The 21,488-nt window shown below is 30.8% G+C and carries 27 protein-coding genes; 19 read left to right on the forward strand and 8 right to left on the reverse strand.

Going from position 1 to position 21,488, the window contains the following annotated elements:
- Window positions 1-9 precede the first annotated feature (9 nt).
- From DZ67_RS0109305 to DZ67_RS0109330, 6 genes are read left to right on the forward strand one after another with little or no spacing between them, the layout of a single operon-like run.
- Window positions 10-531, forward strand: coding sequence for a 4Fe-4S dicluster domain-containing protein (locus DZ67_RS0109305; protein ID WP_024791069.1), 522 nt, complete (start codon window positions 10-12; stop codon window positions 529-531).
- Complete coding sequence (locus DZ67_RS0109310) at window positions 524-859, forward strand: hydrogenase maturation nickel metallochaperone HypA/HybF (protein WP_024791070.1); 336 nt, start codon at window positions 524-526, stop codon at window positions 857-859. Before DZ67_RS0109305 ends, DZ67_RS0109310 begins: the two co-directional genes overlap by 8 nt.
- A gap of 2 nt (window positions 860-861) precedes the next feature.
- Entirely contained in the window at window positions 862-2,283 is a 1,422-nt protein-coding gene (locus tag DZ67_RS0109315) for a glutamate synthase subunit beta (RefSeq protein WP_024791071.1), read from the forward strand.
- 1 nt (window position 2,284) lies between these two features.
- Window positions 2,285-3,991, forward strand: coding sequence for a succinate dehydrogenase flavoprotein subunit (gene sdhA, locus DZ67_RS0109320; protein WP_024791072.1), 1,707 nt, complete (start codon window positions 2,285-2,287; stop codon window positions 3,989-3,991).
- Window positions 3,992-4,001: 10 nt separating this feature from the next.
- Window positions 4,002-4,970 (forward strand): succinate dehydrogenase/fumarate reductase iron-sulfur subunit, encoded by a 969-nt coding sequence (locus DZ67_RS0109325; RefSeq protein WP_024791073.1) that lies wholly within the window; start codon window positions 4,002-4,004, stop codon window positions 4,968-4,970.
- Between the two features lies 1 nt (window position 4,971).
- Entirely contained in the window at window positions 4,972-5,835 is an 864-nt protein-coding gene (locus tag DZ67_RS0109330; protein ID WP_024791074.1) for a CoB--CoM heterodisulfide reductase iron-sulfur subunit B family protein, read from the forward strand.
- Here DZ67_RS0109330 and DZ67_RS0109335 read toward each other — a convergent pair.
- The 6 genes from DZ67_RS0109335 to aspS form a co-directional block, all read right to left on the reverse strand.
- Complete coding sequence (locus DZ67_RS0109335) at window positions 5,832-6,302, reverse strand: hypothetical protein (protein ID WP_024791075.1); 471 nt, start codon at window positions 6,300-6,302, stop codon at window positions 5,832-5,834. The genes DZ67_RS0109330 and DZ67_RS0109335 overlap by 4 nt on opposite strands.
- The gene (locus DZ67_RS10350; RefSeq protein ID WP_024791076.1) at window positions 6,292-6,960 is read right to left on the reverse strand and encodes a response regulator; all 669 of its coding nucleotides are present in this window, start codon (window positions 6,958-6,960) and stop codon (window positions 6,292-6,294) included. The genes DZ67_RS0109335 and DZ67_RS10350 overlap by 11 nt, the downstream gene beginning before the upstream one ends.
- Window positions 6,948-7,670 (reverse strand): competence/damage-inducible protein A, encoded by a 723-nt coding sequence (locus DZ67_RS0109345; RefSeq protein ID WP_024791077.1) that lies wholly within the window; start codon window positions 7,668-7,670, stop codon window positions 6,948-6,950. Before DZ67_RS0109345 ends, DZ67_RS10350 begins: the two co-directional genes overlap by 13 nt.
- Entirely contained in the window at window positions 7,670-8,242 is a 573-nt protein-coding gene (locus DZ67_RS0109350) for an adenylate kinase (protein ID WP_024791078.1), read from the reverse strand. Before DZ67_RS0109350 ends, DZ67_RS0109345 begins: the two co-directional genes overlap by 1 nt.
- A gap of 102 nt (window positions 8,243-8,344) precedes the next feature.
- Entirely contained in the window at window positions 8,345-8,590 is a 246-nt protein-coding gene (locus tag DZ67_RS0109355; RefSeq protein WP_024791079.1) for a ferrous iron transport protein A, read from the reverse strand.
- Entirely contained in the window at window positions 8,583-10,343 is a 1,761-nt protein-coding gene (gene aspS, locus DZ67_RS0109360; protein ID WP_024791080.1) for an aspartate--tRNA ligase, read from the reverse strand. Before aspS ends, DZ67_RS0109355 begins: the two co-directional genes overlap by 8 nt.
- A gap of 61 nt (window positions 10,344-10,404) precedes the next feature.
- Between aspS and DZ67_RS0109365 the strand changes: the two genes are divergently transcribed.
- Window positions 10,405-11,499 (forward strand): mechanosensitive ion channel family protein, encoded by a 1,095-nt coding sequence (locus DZ67_RS0109365; protein WP_024791081.1) that lies wholly within the window; start codon window positions 10,405-10,407, stop codon window positions 11,497-11,499.
- A complete protein-coding gene (locus DZ67_RS0109370; protein WP_024791082.1) occupies window positions 11,490-12,092 on the forward strand; it encodes a CHAD domain-containing protein in 603 nt (200 codons plus the stop codon). The genes DZ67_RS0109365 and DZ67_RS0109370 overlap by 10 nt, the downstream gene beginning before the upstream one ends.
- A 1-nt stretch (window position 12,093) precedes the next feature.
- Here the strand turns inward: DZ67_RS0109370 and DZ67_RS0109375 are convergent, their stop codons facing one another.
- A complete protein-coding gene (locus DZ67_RS0109375; RefSeq protein WP_024791083.1) occupies window positions 12,094-12,588 on the reverse strand; it encodes a bacterioferritin in 495 nt (164 codons plus the stop codon).
- 121 nt (window positions 12,589-12,709) lie between these two features.
- Here DZ67_RS0109375 and DZ67_RS0109380 point away from each other — a divergent pair, with 121 nt between their 5' ends.
- Genes DZ67_RS0109380 through DZ67_RS0109395 form a run of 4 tightly spaced genes read left to right on the forward strand, consistent with a single transcriptional unit; the run spans window position 12,710 to window position 17,163 of the window.
- Window positions 12,710-13,534: an NAD(+)/NADH kinase gene (locus DZ67_RS0109380; protein WP_024791084.1), complete on the forward strand. Its 825-nt coding sequence runs from the start codon at window positions 12,710-12,712 to the stop codon at window positions 13,532-13,534.
- On the forward strand, window positions 13,534-15,078 hold the full coding sequence (locus DZ67_RS0109385; RefSeq protein WP_024791085.1) for an AAA family ATPase: 1,545 nt from the start codon (window positions 13,534-13,536) through the stop codon (window positions 15,076-15,078). Before DZ67_RS0109380 ends, DZ67_RS0109385 begins: the two co-directional genes overlap by 1 nt.
- Window positions 15,078-16,778 carry a molybdopterin-dependent oxidoreductase gene (locus DZ67_RS0109390; protein ID WP_024788371.1) on the forward strand — a complete coding sequence of 567 codons (1,701 nt, stop codon included), beginning with the start codon at window positions 15,078-15,080 and terminating at the stop codon, window positions 16,776-16,778. Before DZ67_RS0109385 ends, DZ67_RS0109390 begins: the two co-directional genes overlap by 1 nt.
- On the forward strand, window positions 16,765-17,163 hold the full coding sequence (locus tag DZ67_RS0109395) for a YchJ family protein (RefSeq protein WP_024788372.1): 399 nt from the start codon (window positions 16,765-16,767) through the stop codon (window positions 17,161-17,163). Before DZ67_RS0109390 ends, DZ67_RS0109395 begins: the two co-directional genes overlap by 14 nt.
- A gap of 34 nt (window positions 17,164-17,197) precedes the next feature.
- On the opposite strand, the gene recR is transcribed toward DZ67_RS0109395, so the two are convergent.
- A complete protein-coding gene (recR, locus tag DZ67_RS0109400) occupies window positions 17,198-17,761 on the reverse strand; it encodes a recombination mediator RecR (RefSeq protein WP_024791086.1) in 564 nt (187 codons plus the stop codon).
- A 51-nt stretch (window positions 17,762-17,812) separates the two neighbouring features.
- Here recR and msrB point away from each other — a divergent pair, with 51 nt between their 5' ends.
- The 7 genes from msrB to DZ67_RS0109435 are packed head-to-tail and all read left to right on the forward strand — an operon-like array spanning window position 17,813 to window position 21,285.
- Window positions 17,813-18,181, forward strand: coding sequence for a peptide-methionine (R)-S-oxide reductase MsrB (msrB, locus tag DZ67_RS0109405; RefSeq protein WP_024788374.1), 369 nt, complete (start codon window positions 17,813-17,815; stop codon window positions 18,179-18,181).
- Between the two features lies 1 nt (window position 18,182).
- Complete coding sequence (locus DZ67_RS0109410; protein WP_024788375.1) at window positions 18,183-18,920, forward strand: alpha/beta fold hydrolase; 738 nt, start codon at window positions 18,183-18,185, stop codon at window positions 18,918-18,920.
- Entirely contained in the window at window positions 18,917-19,477 is a 561-nt protein-coding gene (locus DZ67_RS0109415; protein WP_024788376.1) for a polysaccharide lyase family 7 protein, read from the forward strand. Before DZ67_RS0109410 ends, DZ67_RS0109415 begins: the two co-directional genes overlap by 4 nt.
- Window positions 19,474-19,782 (forward strand): MTH1187 family thiamine-binding protein, encoded by a 309-nt coding sequence (locus DZ67_RS0109420; RefSeq protein WP_024788377.1) that lies wholly within the window; start codon window positions 19,474-19,476, stop codon window positions 19,780-19,782. The genes DZ67_RS0109415 and DZ67_RS0109420 overlap by 4 nt, the downstream gene beginning before the upstream one ends.
- Window positions 19,779-20,492, forward strand: a complete 714-nt coding sequence (locus tag DZ67_RS0109425) for an ATP-binding cassette domain-containing protein (protein ID WP_024788378.1) — start codon at window positions 19,779-19,781, stop codon at window positions 20,490-20,492. Before DZ67_RS0109420 ends, DZ67_RS0109425 begins: the two co-directional genes overlap by 4 nt.
- Entirely contained in the window at window positions 20,485-20,967 is a 483-nt protein-coding gene (locus DZ67_RS0109430) for an HIT family protein (protein WP_024788379.1), read from the forward strand. Before DZ67_RS0109425 ends, DZ67_RS0109430 begins: the two co-directional genes overlap by 8 nt.
- A gap of 9 nt (window positions 20,968-20,976) precedes the next feature.
- Window positions 20,977-21,285 (forward strand): iron-sulfur cluster assembly protein, encoded by a 309-nt coding sequence (locus DZ67_RS0109435; protein ID WP_024788380.1) that lies wholly within the window; start codon window positions 20,977-20,979, stop codon window positions 21,283-21,285.
- Window positions 21,286-21,488 lie beyond the last annotated feature (203 nt).

Below are 21,488 nucleotides of genomic sequence, written 5' to 3' on the forward strand. Positions count from 1 at the left end.
GAATTAATAATGGCTAATGAGTTTATTTTTGCTGATCCTAAAAAATGTATAGGATGTTTGAACTGTGAGCTTGCATGTGCGGCTAAACATATGGGTGTTCCCTTTGAAGAAGCTTATGATATGGCGTTAAACGGGGAAGTTGAATTGATACACAGAAACACTGTTATTAAAATGAACGGAATAACTGCCCCGATGCAGTGTATGCAGTGTGAAGATGCGCCGTGTGTTGAGGCATGCCCTATAGACATTATAAGATATGAAAACAATTATGTAAAAATTTACGAAGACGACTGTATAGGATGTCGAAGCTGTGCGATGGTGTGCCCTTTCGGTGCTATAAATATGGCAAAAAGCAATTCTACAAACGTCAGCGGACTTGTTGCGATTAAATGTGATTTGTGCGGCGGAGAGGAAGGGAAACAGGCATGTGTAAACATCTGCCCTACTGATGCGATTGAGCTTATAGACTATGATGAATATAAAAAAAGAAAACAACAAAACGCATTTGAAAGATTAAATCAGGATGCATGAACTATCAATTGTTCAATCTATGATGAAACTTGTTGAAAAACATGCAAAAAACAGAGAAGTTGAAAAAATAGTGGTAAAAATAGGGAAAATGAGCGGGATAGAACCCTATTTTTTAAAAGAGAGTTTTGATTTTTTCAAAGAAAACACCGTTTGTAAAAATGCCGAAATGGAAATAATAGAAGTAGGTATTAAAATAAAGTGTTTTGAATGTGGAAGTGAGAGTGAAATAAAAGGTTTTGATTTTCACTGTCCTGTATGCGGAAGTGAAAAAACGAAAATAATAAGCGGTGAAGAAATGCATATAGAATATATTGAGTTAAAGGAGTGATAATGAAAAAAGATTTTAAAGCGGTTCCTAAAAAAATTCAAAGAAAAAGAGAAGCCAATAAAAGGGTAAAAGATTTTGAACCGGTTTATATTGAGTTTAATGAAGAAGAAGCCGCACAGCAGGCTAAAAGATGTCTTACCTGTCCTATAGATGTTTTAAGGGGGCTTGAGAGCGAATTTAATTTTTGCAGAACAGGATGCCCTCTTAATAATTATATTCCAGAGTGGATAAGAGAAGTAAGACGCGGAAATTTGAAAAAAGCATTTGAGCTTAGTAACGAAAAATCCCCTTTTCCTGAAATTATGGGAAGAGTGTGCCCGCATGACAGTTTGTGTCAGGGAAATTGCGTATTATCCAAAACAGAACATGGAAGCGTTGCAATAGGTGCTATTGAAGTTTTTATCAGCGAAGAAGGATTTAAAAAAGGATATAAACCGTATTACGGGGAAGATAAAAGAAGAAAAAAAAGGGTTGCGGTTATAGGCAGCGGACCTGCCGGGATGAGCTGCGCCACTTTTCTTTTAAGAGGCGGGGCAAATGTGGAAATTTTTGAAAAATCCGACAGACCGGGTGGACTTTTAACATACGGTATTCCGAATTTCAAACTTGATAAGGAAGTTGTTTTCAGAAGATTTAAATGGATGCAGGAAGCCGGGCTTAAAATTCATTTGAATTCACCTGTTTTAGAAGAAAAAGATTTTGAAAAGATTGTTGAAAATTTTGATGCAGTGTTTATAGGTGTCGGTGCTCCAAGCGGCAGGGGGGCGAGAATGGAAAATGAAAATGCTAACGGTGTTTATCATGTAATGGATATTTTAACAAACGCTCAAAAAAGAGTTTTTCAGGATTTTGACGATTGTGTTTTAAAAGATAAAAGAATTGTTGTTATAGGCGGTGGTGACAGTGCCATGGATGCAGTAAGAACCAGTGTAAGGGCAGGGGCCAAGGAAGTTTACTGTGTATATAGAAGAGATGAATCCAATATGCCTGGAAGCAAAAAAGAAGTTGTAAATGCAAAAGAAGAAGGTGTAAAATTTAAATTTTACACAGCACCAAAAGCTGTAATGGTTGATGAAAATAATAATGTAAAAGGAATTGTGTGTCAGCAGACTGAACTGGGAGAGCCGGATGAGAGCGGAAGAAAAAGGGTTAGAGTTATAGAAGAGAGTGATTTTGAAATTCCTTGTGATATAATTATATTGGCGTTAGGGTTTGATACCGTTAAATTCCCTTGGTATGAGCATGCCAGTATTGAGACTGACAAATGGGGATGTCCTGTTGTAAATAAAAAATATCAGACCACTAATGAAAAAGTTTTTGCCGGAGGAGATGCAATTAGAGGTGCCGATTTGGTTGTAACAGCTGCAAGAGACGGAAGAGAAGCGGCAGTTGGCATTTTAGAATATTTAGGATTAAAGGATTAAAATGATTCCAATTTATAAAAGCGATGTGGTTATAGTCGGGGCTGGACTGGCCGGACTTGCTGCGGCAAGAGAGCTGAGCAGGGCCGGTAAAAATGTAACGGTTCTTACAAAACTTCATCCTCTGCGTTCACACTCAGGTGCCGCTCAGGGTGGAATAAATGCAGCTTTGGCTGATGATGACAAAGTTGAATTTCATATGTTCGACACTGTTAAAGGAAGTGATTATTTGGCAGACCAGGATGCGGTTGAGCTTATGTGTTCAAAGGCGCCTGAGACAATCAGATGGATTGAAAGAATGGGAGCGGTTTTCAGTAGAAGGGAAGATGGCAGAATTGCACAAAGACCTTTTGGGGGTCAGAGTAAACCGAGAGCATGTTTTGCAAAAGACAGAACCGGACTTACGCTCCTTCAGACCATTTACGAACAGTGTGTCAGAGAAAATGTGTTAATGCTTGATGAATGGTATGTAAGTGATATTTTATATGAAAATGGCAAAGCTTACGGAGTTGCGGCTTTTAATATAAGGGATTTAAGTTTTGCCATTTTTAATGCAAAGGCCGTTATGTTTGCAACAGGAGGATATGCAAGGGCTTTTAAAATAAATTCAAACGCACATGCAAATACAGGGGACGGTCTTTCTATATTTGCAAGAAAAGGTCTTCCTCTTGAAGATATGGAATTTGTGCAGTTTCACCCTACGGGACTTGCCGGAAGCGGAATATTAATGAGTGAAGCCGCAAGAGGCGAGGGCGGAAAATTAATAAACGGACTTGGTGAGAGGTTTATGGAAAAATATGCACCTGAAAAAATGGAACTGGCTCCTAGAGATGTTGTAAGCAGGGCTATTATGAAAGAAATAATCGAAGGAAGAGGTGCAAAAGAAGACCATTTTGCCGTATATCTTGATCTAACGCATTTAGGAGAAAAGAAAATACAAGAAAGACTTCCGGAACTAAGGGATTTGGCTTTGACATTTTTAGGCAGGGATATGGTAAAAGAGCCTATTTTAATTTCTGCAACCGCCCATTATTCAATGGGAGGAATACCTGTTGATATAAACGGACATGTCAGAAAATCAACAGAAGAATTAAGCGAAGGGCTTTATGCGGCTGGTGAATGCGCCTGTGTCAGTGTTCACGGTGCCAACAGGCTTGGGGCTAATTCACTGCTTGAGGCACTCTTTTTTGGAAGATGGGTAGGCGGCCAGATTGCTGAAGATTTAAAAGATATTGATTTTAAAGAAGCAAAAACAAGCGACGTAGAAAATGCTTTAAGTGAAGTTGATTTTCTTTTGAATAACAACGGAGATGAGAGAACATCCAAAATAAGGGAAGAGCTGCAGGAGCTTATGAGCACAAAAGTAGGTGTTTTCAGGGAGGAAAAAAATCTGCTTGCGGCAAAAGAAAAAATAAAAGAACTTCGCAATAGATATAAAAATATAAAACTCGATGATAAATCAAAAGCTTATAATACTGACTTGCAAGAAGCAATAGAACTTGGCCATATGCTTGATTATGCACTGTTTATTACTGCCGGCGCAGTTGAAAGAAAAGAGAGTAGGGGGGCGCATTTCAGGGAAGATTATCCTAAAAGGGACGATGAAAATTTCTTAAAGCATACATTCGGATATCTGGAAAACGATGACATAAAAATTGAATATGCCCCTGTAAAAATAACAAAATTCGAACCTCAAGAGAGAAAATATTAAAGGGTTGATAATGGAAATTACTTTAAAAGTTTACAGGTTTAATCCCAAAAAGGATGATAAACCTCATTTTGATAAATATAAACTCGAATTAAGAGAAGATGCGGTTTTATTGGATGCGCTTAATGAAATAAAATGGAAATTTGACGGAAGCCTCAGTTACAGAAGAAGCTGCAGGCATGGAATATGCGGAAGCTGCGCAGTTAAATTAAACGGTAAAAATGTTTTGGCATGTAAAACGCCGTTAAAAGAAGCAATTGAAGATTTTGGCGAAGTGCTTATAGTTGAGCCGTTAAGCAAAAATAGGGAAAAAATTATAAAAGACTTGGTAATAGATAAAAAAGATTTCTGGGATAAAAATAAAAAAGTAAAACCGTATCTTATAGCAAATATAGACGAACATCCAGAAAAAGAAAATTTAGTAAAACCCGAAGAAGTGGAAGCATTGGAAAATGCGGATTACTGTATTGCCTGCGGATGCTGCTTTTATGCATGTGGGAGCATAAGCGCTAATAAAGATTTTCTCGGACCTCAGGCTCTTGCCAAAACATACAGGTTTAGTGCTGATGGCAGAGATGAGGCAAAAAAAGAAAGGCTTGAATTTGTTGATAAACTGGGAATTGGAGTGTGGGATTGCGTAAAATGTCAAGCCTGTATAGAGGTTTGCCCTAAGGGAGTGGATCCGTTTACTAAAATCACCCATCTTCACAATCAGATTTTTGAAGAAGGTGTCGCCAAGAAAAATGTGGCTGCCAAACATGCAGAAGGATTTGTACATTCTATAAAAAAACACGGTATTTTAGACGAAGGAATGCTTGTTTTATATTCTGAGGGTATTAATGTGGCAAGACATTTGCCTGAAGCTATGGAAATGCTTAAAAAAGGCAAAATAAAATTTCCATGGAATATGCCTAAATCTGAAGGTGTGGAAGAGATTAAAAAATTAGTTGAAATATCACAAACACACGAATTAAAGGGTTAATATGAAATATGCACTTTACACCGGTTGTACAGCTAAAGAATCAACACCCGAACTTTTAAAATCTACTTTACTGGTGGCAAAAACACTGGGTATAGAAATAGAAGTTTTAAATGAGGCCAGCTGCTGCGGGGCCGGACATCTGCAGGATTTTGACGAATTCCTCTCATTGGTAATAAATGCAAGAAATATATGCCTTGCTGAAAAAAGAGGCCTTAAAATGGTAACACTTTGCAATACTTGCCAGCTGATGCTTGAAAACACCAAAAGAAAACTGGATGTTGATGAAAAATTAAAAGAAAAAGTTAATCAGAAACTGGGCGAACTTGGTTATAAATATGTGGGCAATATGAAAATACAGCATTTCTTATATGCTATTTTGGAAGATATAGGATATGAGGAAATTGCAAAACATATAAAAAGACCTCTTAATCTAAAAATTGCCCCGTTTTACGGATGTCATATAATAAGACCTTCAAAAACACATGACGGGGATAATTTAAATGAAAACCCTTATAAGCCAAATGCAATAGAGAATCTTATAAAAGTTTTGATGGGTGAGAGTATAGATTATCCTACAAAGCTTAAATGCTGCGGTTTTCATGTTGATTTACAAAATACCCCTGTTAGTGAAAAATTAACTTCTAATATTTTGGAAGATGCTACAAATGCCGGAGCTGAGGCGATTGTTACGCCGTGTCCTTTGTGTCATCTAAACCTTGATGTAAAACAAAGGGCTATTGCAAAAAGGAAAAATAAGGATTTTAATATCCCTGTTCTTCATTTGCCTGAAATGCTGGCTCTTGCTTTTGGATATTCCGCTGAAGAGATAGGGTTAAACCATCATGTAATAGATGTAAAATTTTAAGGCTTTCGCCTTATTTTTTTATCTTTGCATAAATTTTTATTTAATTTAAAAATTTCTTTTATTTTTTCTAAATCTTTTTCTTTTGAATAAATATGTTTTACCATAAGCTTTTCACAATTGTTGTTTAAATCAATTTCAAATTTTTCAAAAAAATCTTTATAATCACTTAATTTCTTTTTAGCTCTGTAATAATAAACCAAATGAGATAATGATAATAAAAAAACAGCTAAAAAAAATAATATAATCGAAAATATTTTTTTATCTGTTCCATAGGGCACTGCCTGGTAAGTAGCAATAATAAGCATTGCTAAAGAAAAAATAACAGCCCCTATATAATAACTTTTTTGTGAAGTGATTATAAAAAGATAATTATCAAAATTTTTTTCAATTTTAGCTGCTTTATATAAATTATAAAAGCTCATCAATACAATAACTGCACTTGTTAATATTAATATATCATAAAACATGTAATTCCTTAAATTCAATTTTGTAATAATCATTTGGAAAATGAACGGTTTTGATTAAAAATTTTTTATTGTCTATTTTTTCTGTTTTTTCTTTTTTGAAATCAAATTCTATATTAAATTTATCTTCAAATTCTTCTAAATTGTTAATTTTACCAAAAATTTTTTTAAAAGCTTTATTATAGATTATGTTTTGATTATGTTTACAGATACAGATTGGATAATTTTTCTCTTCTATTAAATTTTTTAAAATTTCCAAGTATTCTTTTGTCTCTTTTCTTTCATTGATAATTTTTGCAAATTTTTTTAATGTCTTAAACAGGGAATCTTTAAAAATAGGTTTTGTAAGATATCCGTCAATTCCTATATCAATGGCTTTTTTCATATAATCCATATCTGAAAAAGCGGTAATTACAAGAATTATAATGTTTTTATCTTTTTTTTTGATATATTCGGAAAGTTCCAAACCGGAAATTTCAGGCATTTTAATATCTGTAATTATTAAATCTAAATTATTGTTGTTAAAAATTTCAATTGCTTTTTTTGCATCTTCCGCAATAAAAAATTTATTGAATAAATCCTTAACAAGTAACGAAAAAGCTTCTCTTACCATTTCGTCGTCTTCTACAAAAAGAACGTTTAAATTTTTTAATCCCCGCATTCTTCAAACTTTATATTTTTATTGGCTAGCTCATTTTTAAACCATTCATATAGTTCTTTTGCACCATCTCCAGCAAAAGATATTTCATTGGTATAATTCAGCTTTGGTAAAGTGGAAAATTCTACATTTTTAGGGACTTTATTCATAATATCAAGCATTTCAGATTCTTTTGCATGTGCAATTAAAGTATATCTTTCTTTTTTATTTTTTAAAGGAAAAAATTTATCTAAGCTTTCTCTAGTCATAGGATGAGACATTTCAGGAAATCCCGGCATAAAAAAATATCTGTTTTCAAGATAAAATCCAGGAAATCCGTTTATTGGATTATTCCAAAGAGGTTTTGCACCTTTTGGCCAATAGGCTAGTAAATATTTTTTTGAATTATCTTCGTTTGGAAATTTCTCATCAATTTTTTTTATAAAATCTTTGTTATATTCCATTTGGGAATTAGCAAAAACTTTAGCTGCAATTTCTCTTGTAAAATCATCAGGAGTGGCTCCTATTCCACCGTAACAGAAAAGATAAGAATTAGGAGTATTTTTTATAAGTTTAAAAATATTTTCAATTAAATTAGGTTCATCTTTAATAATAAAAGAGGCACAAAGTTCATAGCCCCTTTTTAATAGTTCATCTCTTAAAAATTTAAAATGTTTATCTTCTCTTCTTGCATTTAATATTTCAGTTCCAATAATTACCTGAAAAATATTCATTAAATTTTCTCTTTTATTACTTTTTCCATTTCATCTACAATTTCTTCAATTGTTCTTTCGCCATTAATTTTAATAAGTTTGTTTTGTTTTGTATAAAATTCTTCTATATCTTTAAGAGGCTCAAGAAACACTTTCATTCTGTTATTAAAAACTTCTGCGTTATCATCAGCACCTCTAGCTCTTCCAAGAACTCTGTCTCTTGCAATTTCTTCACTAACTTCTACTTCAATAACAGCCACTAAATCAATATCTTTAGAATTTTTTAGCATCTCATCAAGTGCTTTCATTTGCTCCACGCTTCTTGGAAAACCGTCTATTAAAATTATGTCTTTATCCGCTTTTTCAATAGCGCTTTTGATTGTGTTGATTACTATTTCAAGAGGTACTAAATTTCCGTTATCAATATAGCTTTTAATTTTTTTTCCAAGTTCGCTTCCGCTTGCAACTTCTGCCCTTAATAAATCACCTGTTGAATAATGCACAATTGTATCTGGATTTCTTTTTGCGATAAGTTCTGCATCCGTTGTTTTTCCGCTTCCAGGCGCACCTATAATTAAAAACAGTTTTTTCATTTTTTTACTCCTTTTTTTATATTTATTTCTTAACTTCTAACTAGGCTATTTGGTAACTCATAACTCATAATTCACAACTCATAATTCATAACTCACCACTCACTATTTAAACATCGGGCATTCAAATTTTTTAACATAAATTTTTTTGCTCATTCCTTTTCCTATGGCAATTTTTCTGCCTTCCATGTCAATTTCGACAGGACCAAAAATTGATTTATTTATAATTTGTCCCATCTGTCCTTTTCTAATACCCAAATCCTGCATTCGGTATTTGAAATTCCCGCAGGAACGGTCAAATTCAATTATTTTAAAAACATCTCCGTTTTTAAGATCGCTTAATCTAATCATTTTTAGGTTTGTGTATTTTTATGTGTAATTCTTTTAACTGGGCTGTTTCCACTTCATTAGGTGCTTCTGTCAGAAGACACTGGGCTTTTTGTGTTTTTGGAAACGCAATTACGTCTCTTATGTTATCAGTATGACGCATTAACATTATAACCCTGTCAAGTCCAAGTGCGAATCCGCCGTGAGGAGGTGCACCGAATTTAAGTGCGTCAAGTAAAAATCCAAATTTTTCCCTTGCTTCAATTTCATTGATACCCAGAAGCTTAAACACCTTTTTTTGGATTTCTTCTTTATGTATACGTATACTTCCTCCTCCGATTTCATAACCGTTTAAGACTAAATCATAAGCAACTGATTTTATATTTTCAAAATTTTTTTCATCCCAAGTTTGCATATTAGGCATGGTAAAAGGATGGTGAAGCGGAGTAGGATTTCCTTTTTCATCTTTTTCAAACATTGGAAAATCAGTAACCCAGACAAATTTAAAATCTTTTTCATCATATAAATTCATCTCTTTTGCTATTTTGGCACGTAGTCTGCCCATATAATCAAGTACCGTTTTTTTATCTCCTGCTCCGAAAAATATTATGTCTCCCAATTGGGGATTAAGTTTAGATATTAATCTTTCAAGTGATTTTTCACTTAAAAATTTTAAAATCGGGCCTTTTAAACCGTCTTCTTTTATTTGAATATATGCAAGTCCCGCTGCTCCGAATTTTCTGACGTAATTTTCAAGCTCTTTTAATTTTTTTCTTGAATAAAAATTATCCCCTCCAGGAATTTTAAGTGCTTTAAATCTGTTTTTGTTTTTATCTTTTGCAATATTGCTGAAAATTTCATTGTTTGAATCAACAAATTCATCTATTACATCAATCATTGCCAAATCGTATCTTAAATCCGGTTTGTCACTTCCGTATTTTTCCATGGCTTCATGATAAGTTATTCTTTCAATCGGCAGATTAACATCAATCCCGGCTACTGCAAAAGCTTTTTTTGTCATACCTTCAATTGTTTTAATTACATCTTCCTGTGTTACAAAACTCATTTCCACATCAACCTGTGTAAATTCCGGCTGTCTGTCGGCTCTGAGGTCTTCATCCCTGAAACATTTTGCAATCTGATAATATTTGTCAAATCCAGCTACCATTAAAATTTGTTTAAAAAGCTGAGGTGATTGGGGAAGTGCATAAAATTTCCCGGGGTGAACCCTGCTCGGTACTAAATAGTCCCTTGCACCTTCCGGAGTGGATTTGGTAAGAATAGGTGTTTCTACATCAATAAAGCCCACACTGTCAAAATAATCTCTCACGGCTTTTGTGACTTTGCTTCTTAAAACGAATGTTTCTAAATTGTCAGGGTCCCTTAAATCCAAATATCTGTATTTTAATTTAAGTTCCTCATTTACATTTTTATCCCCGATTTGAAAAGGCAAAACTTCGCATGTATTTTCGATTTCCAAAGAATCAGCTACAACTTCGATTTTTCCAGTTTTAAGTTTTGGATTTTCAAGACCTTCACCTCTTAATCTTACTCTACCTTTTGTTTTTATTACATATTCGTCTTTTACTTTTTCGGCAACTTTATGAGCTTCAACACTGTCAGCCGGATCTGCAACTATTTGTATTAGCCCGCTTCTGTCTCTGAGGTCTATAAAAATAACCCCTCCGTGGTCTCTGTGTGAATTTACCCATCCTGCCAGTTCCACCTCTTCTCCAATATTCAATTCATTAAGTTCTGCACAGTAGTGGCTTCTCATTAATATCCTTTTTTAAGCGCAATTATATCAAAATGTGCTATAATTTTTTCAAAGGATGCCAATGAACAGCATTTATCTTTTAATTTTTATTGTATTGTTCAATTTATTCTCAATTTTTTTTGTTAAATATATAAAATATTTTATATTTAAGCATAGAAGAAATATTTTTTTTAAACTTTTTTATTCAAGAATTTATAAAATTTCAATACCATTATTATTGTTGATTGACGGAAATTTTGTTTTTTATTTATTAAAAAATTATAAAATCAAAGAATGGGTTTTTTATTTTAATGTTTTGTTTATAGGCTGGCTGTTTTATGAAATAATCAAATATATTATTTATGTAATAATCGCAATTAATTTATCTCATAAAACCAATGTAAGAAAAGAAGTTTTTAATTTATCTATTCATTTTACAAAACTTTTTATAATTTTAATTATTTTTATTTCAATATTAATCCATTTGGGGGTGAATATTGCGGCTATTGTAACATCTTTGGGTGTGGGTGGTGCTATTATAGGTTTGGCGGCCAAAGGTACATTGGAGAATTTTTTTGATTCCATAAGGGTTATCAGTGAAGACGCTTTTCATCAGGGGGACTGGATAGAAACAAAGGATTTTGAAGGTCTGGTTGCCGACGTAGGCCTTACATCTACACAGGTCAGAACATTTGACAATGCTTTAATAACTGTTCCCAATTCTTTTTTGGCCAACAGCTGGATAAAAAATTATTCCAGAAGGTTCATAGGAAGAAGAATAAAATTTTGGGTAAAAATTAAATATTCCACCGATATCGAAGAGATTAAAAGGGTTATTAAAGAAATAAAAAAAATGCTCGAAAAACATCCCGGGATTGTAACAGATAAAAAAATAGAAAATAAACTGAGGCGTATTATGTATAAAAATGCACTTTTTTCCATAGAAGATAAATATGGGATAAGAAAAACACTTTTGGTTTATTTAGATGAATTTGATGAATATTCAATGAAGATATTAGTTTATGCCTATTCGATAAGTATAAACTGGGAAGAGTGGCTGAGAGTTAAACAGGATGTTTATCTTAGAATATTGAATATAATTGAAAATTCTAAATTAGAGTTAGCCTATCCCATTCAGGAAGTTTTTATTGATAAAAGGGATAAATTATGGAAATAAAAAAATTAATTGATAAATACAAAAAATCAGACAGCGCTAAGATTTTGCATAAATTAAGGGTGGAGGCGAGAAAAGCTCTTTCTAAATTACAAAAAGAAGGTAAAACCGATACGGGGCTTAAAAATTTACTTAAAAACTCTTCTAAATTAAGAGATACAGATGTATTGATTAAAATTTGCAAAGGTAAAAAAATTCAAAAATTTTTAAAAAGAAAACATGAAAAACTTAGAAAAAAATTTTTAGAATTTTTAGATAATTTTAAAAGTGAAATAAAACCTATTGAAAAAGAAAAAGAGATTTCAATTGAAAATTGTTTAAAAATTTTGAATGAAACTTTTTTAGATAAAGATGACAAAACTCTTCATAAAATAAGAATAGAAATTAAAAAATGCAGATACACTCATCCTGAATATGAAGATATTTTAAAATTAATTCAGGATAATTTAGGAAAAGCCCATGATTATTATAATTGCGAAAAATTAAGAAAAAAATTTAACAAAGACACTAAAAAAATAATTAAAAAGAAAAATAAATATATTAAAAAAGCGGAAAAGATAAGAAGTGTTTTTATAAACGATATTCTCAGCGCTTAGATTATTCTGCCGGCATTCCTTGTTTTTTACTTCTTTCCATTGCCTGCTGGGCAAGATATCTATCTCCAAATTTTTGAAGATTTTCAAATTCAGTCTCAAATGTGTCAAAATGTCTCTCTTCATCTGCAATGATACTTTCAAATAACTGTTTGGTTCCAGAATCTTTTGCATTCGCACATTCAATTGCAAAATCGTTATACATATCTATTGCATCTTCTTCACTTTTCATAGCCCATTTCAGCATCTCTTTTGGGTCTCTTATATGTTCTACCTCGTGGGCCGGTTTCATTTCAATTTCACCGCCTACAAATAAAATTCTCTCGGCATATCTTTCAGTATGCAGCATTTCTTCAATTGCAGTTTTTTTAAAAATACCGGCCAGTAAATCATATCCCAAGTCGTCCAGTATAAAATGAAAATACATATATTGGTGAATTGCACTGAGCTCTTCCCCCACTGCTTTATTTAATAATTCTATTGATTTGCTTCTGTCCATTTTTTCTCCTTTTGGTTTTGGATATTATAACATAGAATATTATAAAATAATATTTTTCTGTTAAAATAATTTATTATTATAAATGTTCATAACTTGCTATAATTATAAAAAAAGGTTTAAATTGAAAGCGGGATTTGTACTTAAACCAAAAGCGGATGAAAAAATAAAAAGTGATTTTTTAGAGATAAAAAAAATTTTTGAAAAAAACAATATAGAAGTTTTAATTGATACTGTTTGTGCAAAATTAATAGGACTTTTGGGGATGGATTTTAATAAAATGTGCGAAGAGGCTGATTTTCTTGTCGCACTCGGGGGAGACGGCACTTTAATATCACTTACAAGAAGAAGTTACAGGTATCATAAGCCTATACTTGGTATAAATGCAGGGAAACTAGGGTTTTTAACTGATATAAATCCTGAAAATATTAATGAATTTATTGAAAAATTTTTAAAAGGTGAATATAGAATAGATGAAAGAATGGTTATTGAAGTTGAATTTAACAATAATCTTTTGTATGCTTTTAATGATGTGGTTATCAGTAAGGATATTAATTCATCTATGATACATATAGATATAGATACAAATGAGGCCCATTTAAATACTTATCACGGAGACGGCCTTATAATTTCCACTCCAACAGGTTCGACCGCATATAATTTAAGCGCCGGCGGCCCTGTTGTGTATCCTTTGACGGAGAGTTTTATATTAACGCCTATCTGTCCGCATTCTCTTACACAAAGGCCTCTTGTTATTCCGAGTAAATTTAAAATAGAGGCAAAAGTGAAAGAAGATTTTGCAAAAATGATAATAGACGGTCAGGAAATATTTGATATAAATTCCGACATTAAACTGAGAAAAGCAAAATATCCTGCAAAACTGATACACAGGATGGAAAGAAATTATTTTGATGTGTTAAGGGAAAAACTTCATTGGGGAGAAGGGTAGTGATAGAAAGAGTCTATATAAAAGATTATGTTACATTTGAAGAAGTCGAGCTCGAATTTCAGAAAGTTGAGCTTGAATTTTCAAAAGGTCTGATTGTTTTTACGGGTCCCAGCGGGGCCGGGAAATCTGTTTTAATGAGGGGAATTTTGTCAATTTTTGGATATTTTGACGTAAATGCCGCTTTGTCGGAAGCCGTTGTTGATGCAAATATAGATTTGGAAAAATACGGAATCGAAAACGATGAAGTTCTTATTTTTAAACAGATTAAAAAAAACAAAAACAGGTATTTTATAAACAATCAGGCGGTTAGTAAAAAAACAATTAAAGAAATGTCTTCAAAATTTCTGGATTATCTCTCTTTAAGGGAAATAAAAGAGTTTGAAAATAAAAATATATTAAGTCTGCTTGATAAAATTATTCAGGAGAAAGATTATTATGTTAAATTAAATGAATATAAAAATCTATATAATAAATATAAAAAATTATTAAAAGAACTAGAATTAATAACAAAAAAACAAAAAGAATCTGCTGAAAAAAAAGAATTTTTAAAGTATGAAATAGAAAAAATAGAATCAATTTCCCCAAAAATAGGGGAGTTTGAAGAATTAATGAAAATAAAAAAAGATTTAAGTAAATTAGAAAAAATAAAAGATAAAATTCATGAAGTGGAAAGAATATTTGATTTAGAACATATTGTATATGAATTTTTGGAAATGACAGACGAAGATGGAGAATTTTTTTCAAATACTATGAATGAACTTAGAATTATGATTGATAAAGCTGTGGAAAAAGCGTCTTTTTTGGAGAATGTAAATATAGAAGAAGTGTTGGAAAGATTATCCAAACTTCAGGAATTAATCAGAAGGTTTGGGAGTATTGAAGAAGCACTTAAATATTATGAAGAAAAAAAAGAGGAATTAAACAGGTTTGAAAATATATCTTTTGAAAAAGAAAAACTTATTAATGATATTCAAAAACTTAAAAAAATCTTAAATGAAACAGCCCGGTTTATAACTGAAAAAAGAATCATTGCGGCAAAAAAGCTTGAAGAAAAGATTAATTATTTTTTAAAAAAACTTTATATGCCCGGAGCTAAAATACATTTTTCTGAAGACGGGTTAAACGAGTCTGGGAAAGATAAAGTCGAAATAGTCATCAATGATATAGATACTAATACACTCTCCACCGGTGAATTTAACAGACTTAGAGTAGCACTTTTGGCTAGTAAACTTGAATACGAAGATGAAGAAAAAAGTCTTTTTTTAGATGAAATAGATGCAAATTTGAGCGGCGAAGAAAGTATGAGTGTAGCCGAAGTATTAAAATATCTTTCCACTAAATATCAGATTTTTGCTATTTCCCACCAGCCTCAGCTTGCAAGTGTAGCCGATAAACATTTTTTGGTTACGAAAGAAAACAATAAAAGTTATGTAAAAGAACTGAGTGTTAATGAAAGAATAAATGAAATTGCCAGAATAATAGGCGGAAAAGAAAAAAGTAAAAAAGCTTATGAATATGCAAAAGAGCTTTTAAAAGGAAAATAATGTTTTGCCCACTTGATTGCTGGGACGCCTGCCAGTGTAAAATGGAAAACGGAAAACGGAAAATTAAAGCAGAGGGAATAACTCCTTATCTTTGCTGGAAATTAAACAATTATTTTAAATTTCCTATAGAATCTACTGCAAAATTTAATGGTAAAAATATTATGTTAAATGAAGTGTTACATAAATTTACAACTATATTAAAATCAACTCAGCCTAAAAAAGTTCTATTTATCAAGGGCTCAGGAAATATGGGATTAATGCAAAATGTTACGAAATTATTTTTTGAAAAATACGGAGCTACTTTTGCCGTTGGCAGCACATGTGACGGAATAGGGGAGAAAGGTATTAAAAAATCAAGAGGCAAAAGTTTAATTTTACCAATATGGATTGTAAAAAATGCTAAGAATGTTATTATTTGGGGAAGAAACCCATATGTTACTAATATTCATCTTTTGCCTTTAATAAAAGATAAATTCACTATTACTATTGATGCAATAAATACTAAAACAGCTAAAAATTCTGATTTTTTTATTCAGGTAAAACCAAATTCTGATTATTATTTAGCTGCATTGCTTTCCCAAATGGCAATGGAAAGGAATTTAGTTAAAAAAGATGACGGTTTGGATTTTGAAAAATTTAAAAAAATAGTTTTTTCTTATTCCAAAAACGAATTAATTGAAAAATCCGGAGTAAATGAAAAACAGGCTGAAAAACTGTTTGAAATAATAACCGAAGGTGCTGTTGTTTTAACCGGGCTTGGTATTTCTAAATGTAAAGAGTGTTATAAAACCGCATGGGCAATTGATTCACTTTTTTATATGCTGGATTATTTTGGGAAAAAAGACATGGGTGTTGCATATCTCGGAAGCAGCAGTTTTGGGATAAACAACCCTTTTAAAATAAATCATAAAAACAAAATAGCTCTGTTTGATGTTAATCTGGATAATTTTGATGTAGTTTTTATTCAGGGCGCAAATCCGCTTGTCAGTTTTGTAAATAGGGATAAATGGAAAAAATTAAAAGAAAAAAAGTTAATTGTATTTGGAAAATATTATGATGAAACGGCAAAAATTGCAAATCTTTTTATTCCTACAAAAGATTTTTATGAAAAAAAAGATGTAAGAGGAAGTTATTTTCATGAATATGTTTTAACAATGGAAAATGTAAAATGGAAAATGGAAAATGAGCTTTGCTCATCTGGCTGCTTGAAAAGCGGCCACGATGAAAGAATTAGTGAGTATGAGTTTACAAAATATTTATTTAATGAATTTGGATTTGGAGAATTGAAAAAAGAAGACGAATATATCAGGGAAATTTTAGATTCTAACTTAGAAAAAATAAATGACAATGTTTATAAAAAAAAGGTGTTTGATAAACCTCCTTACAGCGAAGGATTTTTTACAGAGGATAAAAAGTTTCATTTTTTAACTGAATTGTTTGAAAGAAATGAAAAAGAGTTTGAAATTATTACGGCAAAAGAAGCAAAAGCATTGAATTCACAGTTTAAAAAGGATGAAAATATTTATATAAATCCAGAGAGTAAAAATATTATGTTAAATTGGGTTAAAAAAAATATCAATCAAAAATTAATAAAATATGATAAAAACGTACCAAAAAATATCATATATACAAAAGGCGGAACTGTTATAAATGAAATATTAAAAGCAAAAGGGGAGAATGCATATTATGAAATTCAGTAAAAATTCTTTATGTCCATGCGGTAGCGGTAAAAAATATAAAGACTGCTGTTTCAAATGGCACAAAATAAATTCAGCTCCCGATGCACTGTTGCTTATGAAAAGCAGATTTTCTGCTTATGCCATGGGCAATGCCGAATATATTATAAAAACCACTCATAAAGATTCCCCTCATTTTGAAAAAGACAAAAAGGCTTGGATTGAATCTATAAAAGATTTTAGTAATAGTTATTTCAAAAAATTAGAAATTATTGAATTTATAAATGGTAAAAAAGAGGCGTTTGTTGAATTTAAAGCATATATTGATGATTATATTATGCACGAAAAAAGCCGATTTATAAAAGTTGATAAATGGTATTATATAGACGGAGTACAATATGAAATTTAGCGGATTTTACAAAATATGGCTTTGTAAAAAAGTTTCAAACTTTGTGTCTGAGTTTTATTGCTTTTGTGAGGGAATTAATATCAACATTTTCAAAATGTACCCCAGTTGGAATGCCTTGGGCAATTTGAGAAAATTCAATTTTCAAATCTTTTAATTTATCTTCTAAATATAAACTTCTTGCTTCACTTTCAACCGAAGGAGGGAATGCAAAAATAATTTCTTTTATTTTTTTATCTTTTATAAAATTTCTTAGTTTTTGAATTTTTTCATCATCTAAGTGATTTAAAACAAAATAGTATCCGTTGTAACTTCCGCTTTCTTCGATAATCATTATATCTTTTGGACTTTCCACAACTGCAAGTATTTTGTCTCTGTTTGGATTATCGCAAATTTCACATATTTCATATTCGCTGAAATTGCCGCAAATTGAACATTCTTTTATATTTGTTACTACATTTTCAATAGCATTAATCAGTTTCATTGCCCTGAATTTATCTTTTGCCAGAAATAAAGCAAGTCTTGTTGCACTTTTTTTGCCAATGCTCGGTAATTCTTCCAAAGCTTCAATTAATTCATTGATTGAATTCAAATCTTTCATTTTTCTCCTAATTTTAGTAAAATTTGTGAAATTATAACAAAGGTTGATAATTTGTGTAACTGTAAAAATAAATTAAACGATTTTGAAAAATATGTTATTTGTGATAAAGGCACCGAACCGGCTTTTGATAATGAATACTGGAATAATAAAAAACCAGGTATTTATGCATGTAAATGTTGTGAAAAAGAGCTTTTCAGCTCGGAGCATAAATTTGACAGCGGCACAGGATGGCCGAGTTTTTATATACCGGTTGGGAAAATTCTTGAAGCTCCTGATTTCAGCGGCGGAATGAACAGAGTGGAGGTAATGTGCGCAAACTGTGAGGCGCATCTCGGACATCTTTTTGGAGACGGACCTATGCCGACAGGTCTTAGATATTGTATAAATTCAGTTAGTCTTAAATTTATACCAAAGGTTTAATTTGGCTGTTAGAAATCTTGAGGTTGATGATAAAAAATTTAAAATTGCTTATGATATTATAAATCCGAATAAGGAAAAAAATATTATTTTTTTGCACGGTTGGGGCAGTAATAAAGAAATTATGAAAGTTTTTAGTGATAATTTTAATGATTTCAAACATATTTATATTGATATGCCAGGATTTGGAAAAAGCAGTAATGATTATGTTTTAAGTACTTTTGATTATGCAAAAATAATGGATAAATTTTTAAATGAACTAAATATAAAAAAAGATATTATAATAGGACACAGTTTTGGAGGAAAAGTTGCAACCCTTCTTAAACCGGATTTACTTGTACTTCTTGCAAGTGCCGGAATAGTTTTGCCAAAACCGATTAACATTAGACTTAAAATAAAATTTTATAAAACATTAAAATTTTTAGGGCTAAGTAAATTTAGAAAATATTTTGTAAGCAAAGATGCTAAAGGAATGAATGAAAATATGTATGAAACTTTCAAAAAAGTTGTGGATGAAGATTTCAGTGAAATTTTTAGAAATTATAAAGGAAAAGTACTGATTTTTGGAGGAGATGAAGATAGTGCAGTTCCGCCTGTTGCAGTAAAAAGACAAGGCGAATTATTAAATAGTAAAATTATTATGTTAAGTGGAAATCATTATCTATTTTTTAACTCACCCAATATGAACAATGCAAAAGAAAACAGAAAAATAATAGAAAAAACAATTAAAAAAGTAATATGAAAAAATTAATTTTATTTCTATCTGTTTTGCTGTTTGCTCATGATTCGCCTTATTCACTTGATAAATTTAAACCAATACTAAACAATGCAAAACTTCAGGCACCTACAAGTAAATACAATCCTTTATACAGTGTAAAATACGGTAAATTTAATGCATATGAAAATAAATATTTTTATCTGCAGGATAATGATTTAATGGTATTTTATATGTGCAAAAAACACAACAGAAGTGAGCTTAGATTCAAAAATAACTGGTATATAAATGATAATAAAGAAAAAATCCTCTATGCAAATTTAAAAATATTTCCTTTAAATTCTAATGAATTTACATTTTTACAGATTCATTCTGATAATAATTTATGTGATGTAAACAAACCTCTTTTAAGAGTAGCTTTTATTAAAAAAAGAAATAAAATAAAAAATTCAATATGGGCTATAATAAGAGTTTCACCATATGAAAATGGTTATAAAAAAATTTTCTTAGGTAAAAATGAAGGTTTTATGAAAATAAAAATTTTAAAAAACGCTAAAAACTACGATAATAAGGAGAATTTATGAGTATTTTGGTTGAATTTGCTATGTTTCCAACAGATAAAGGTGAAAGTGTTAGTGAATATGTAAGCAGAATTATAAAAATGTTTAAAGAAAGCGATATTAATTTTCAGTTAACACCGATGGGAACAATATATGAAGTGAATACCATTGAAGAAGCAACAGAAATTATAAATAAAGCCTATAAACTTTTAGAGCAAGACTGCAATAGGGTATATACAACAATAAAAATGGATATAAGGAAAAATAAAAGTAACAGAATGAAGCAAAAAATTGAATCAATTGAAAAGAAAATAGGAAAAGTAAATTGATAAAACTAAAAGGCGTTAAACATCATATTTTGGATATTGATAGTTTGGAAATAAACGACAATACAGTAATTTTAGGGCCAAACGGAAGTGGAAAAAGTATTCTTTTAAAAGTTATTACACATGAATTATATCCACAGCGTTTAAAAGAAAGACTGGTTTTTGGCAAAAAAATCACTTTAAGAGAAGCAAGGAAAATTTTCGGGATTGTAAATTCAGATTTGGAATATTTTTATAAAAACGAACATATAACCGTTTTTAATGCTATAATTTCTTCATTTAAAGAAGCTTTGGTGGTGTATAATTTTTTTAAATTTAATAATAATGAAATAGACAAAACTTATGAAATATGTGATAAATTTAATTTAAACCATAAGCAGGATGTTTCAACTCTTTCACTTGGTGAAATAAAAAAAGTATTGATTGCAAGAGCGGTTATTCATAATCCAAAAATTTTATGCCTTGATGAACCTACAAACGGGCTTGACATCAAAGTAAAATATGAATTTTGGGATTTTATAAAAACACTTAATAAAAAACTTATTTTAATAACCCATGATTTTTATGAAATAACTGATATATTTAGTAAAATAATTATGTTAAGAAATGGTAATATATTCAAATCAGGCAATTTAAATATATTAAACAAAAAAAATATAAATAAATTATTTAATTTAAATGAAAAACATTTAAAAAGATTTTTTAATGGATAGATTATATGCTCCATGGAGAAGGGAATATCATCTGAAAAAGCAAGACGGATGCGTATTTTGTAATATTGCAAAATCTCCAGAATATGATGATGAAAATGAGGTATTTTACAGAGATGAAATATGCTTCTTTGTAATGAACAGGTTTCCTTATAATCCGGGACATTTTATGATAATACCAAACAGACATGTTGGAGAATATGAAAATTTAAATGAATTAGAAGTAACACATATTGCAAAAAAAGCTCAAACCGGATGTAAAATTTTAAAGGATTTTGGAGCGGATGGAATAAATATGGGATGGAATTTGGGATTTGACGCAGGGGCCGGGATACCTGGGCATATACATCTGCATTTGGTCCCAAGGTTTAAAAGAGATACAAACATGATGACAACAGTTTTTGAAACCAGGGTTTACAGTGCAGATTTTGATAAAATATACAAAGAAATTAAAAAAATTTCTAAAAAATACCTTTAAGGAGAAAAAATGGATTTTTTTAAAATAGTTCAGACAATAGAAAGCATACAACATCCTGCAATTGCCACAAGTCTGGTAAATCTTGGTATGCTGGAAAATATTGATTTTGAAGGAAACACAGTTAAAGCCACATTTGTATGGCCGTTTGAAGGAATTCCTATAAAAGGGCAAATTATTAATTCTGTAAAAACACTCCTTGAAAATATGGGGTTAAAACTGGAATATAATGAAAGAATAATGAGTGAAGATGAAAAACAGAGATTTTTAGAACTTGAAAAAAAATACTGGAGAGGAGGAAATGCTGGTTGCGGAGTTTAAACTTTTCTTAAAAACTCGGCCCCATCAAAAAAACTGTGTAAATCCTAATATAGATGTTGAGAGATGATAAAATAAAAAAATAAAAGTAAAGGATTTACACATGAGTATTTTAAACATTGAAGAATATAAAAGAAGATTAAAATCAGGAAATCCAGTGACAATTGAAGAGCTTGAAAATGAATTAAAAATTTAATCAAAGAGAT

The organism is Lebetimonas sp. JS138, assembly GCF_000523335.1.
Taxonomy (GTDB): domain Bacteria; phylum Campylobacterota; class Campylobacteria; order Campylobacterales; family Nautiliaceae; genus Lebetimonas.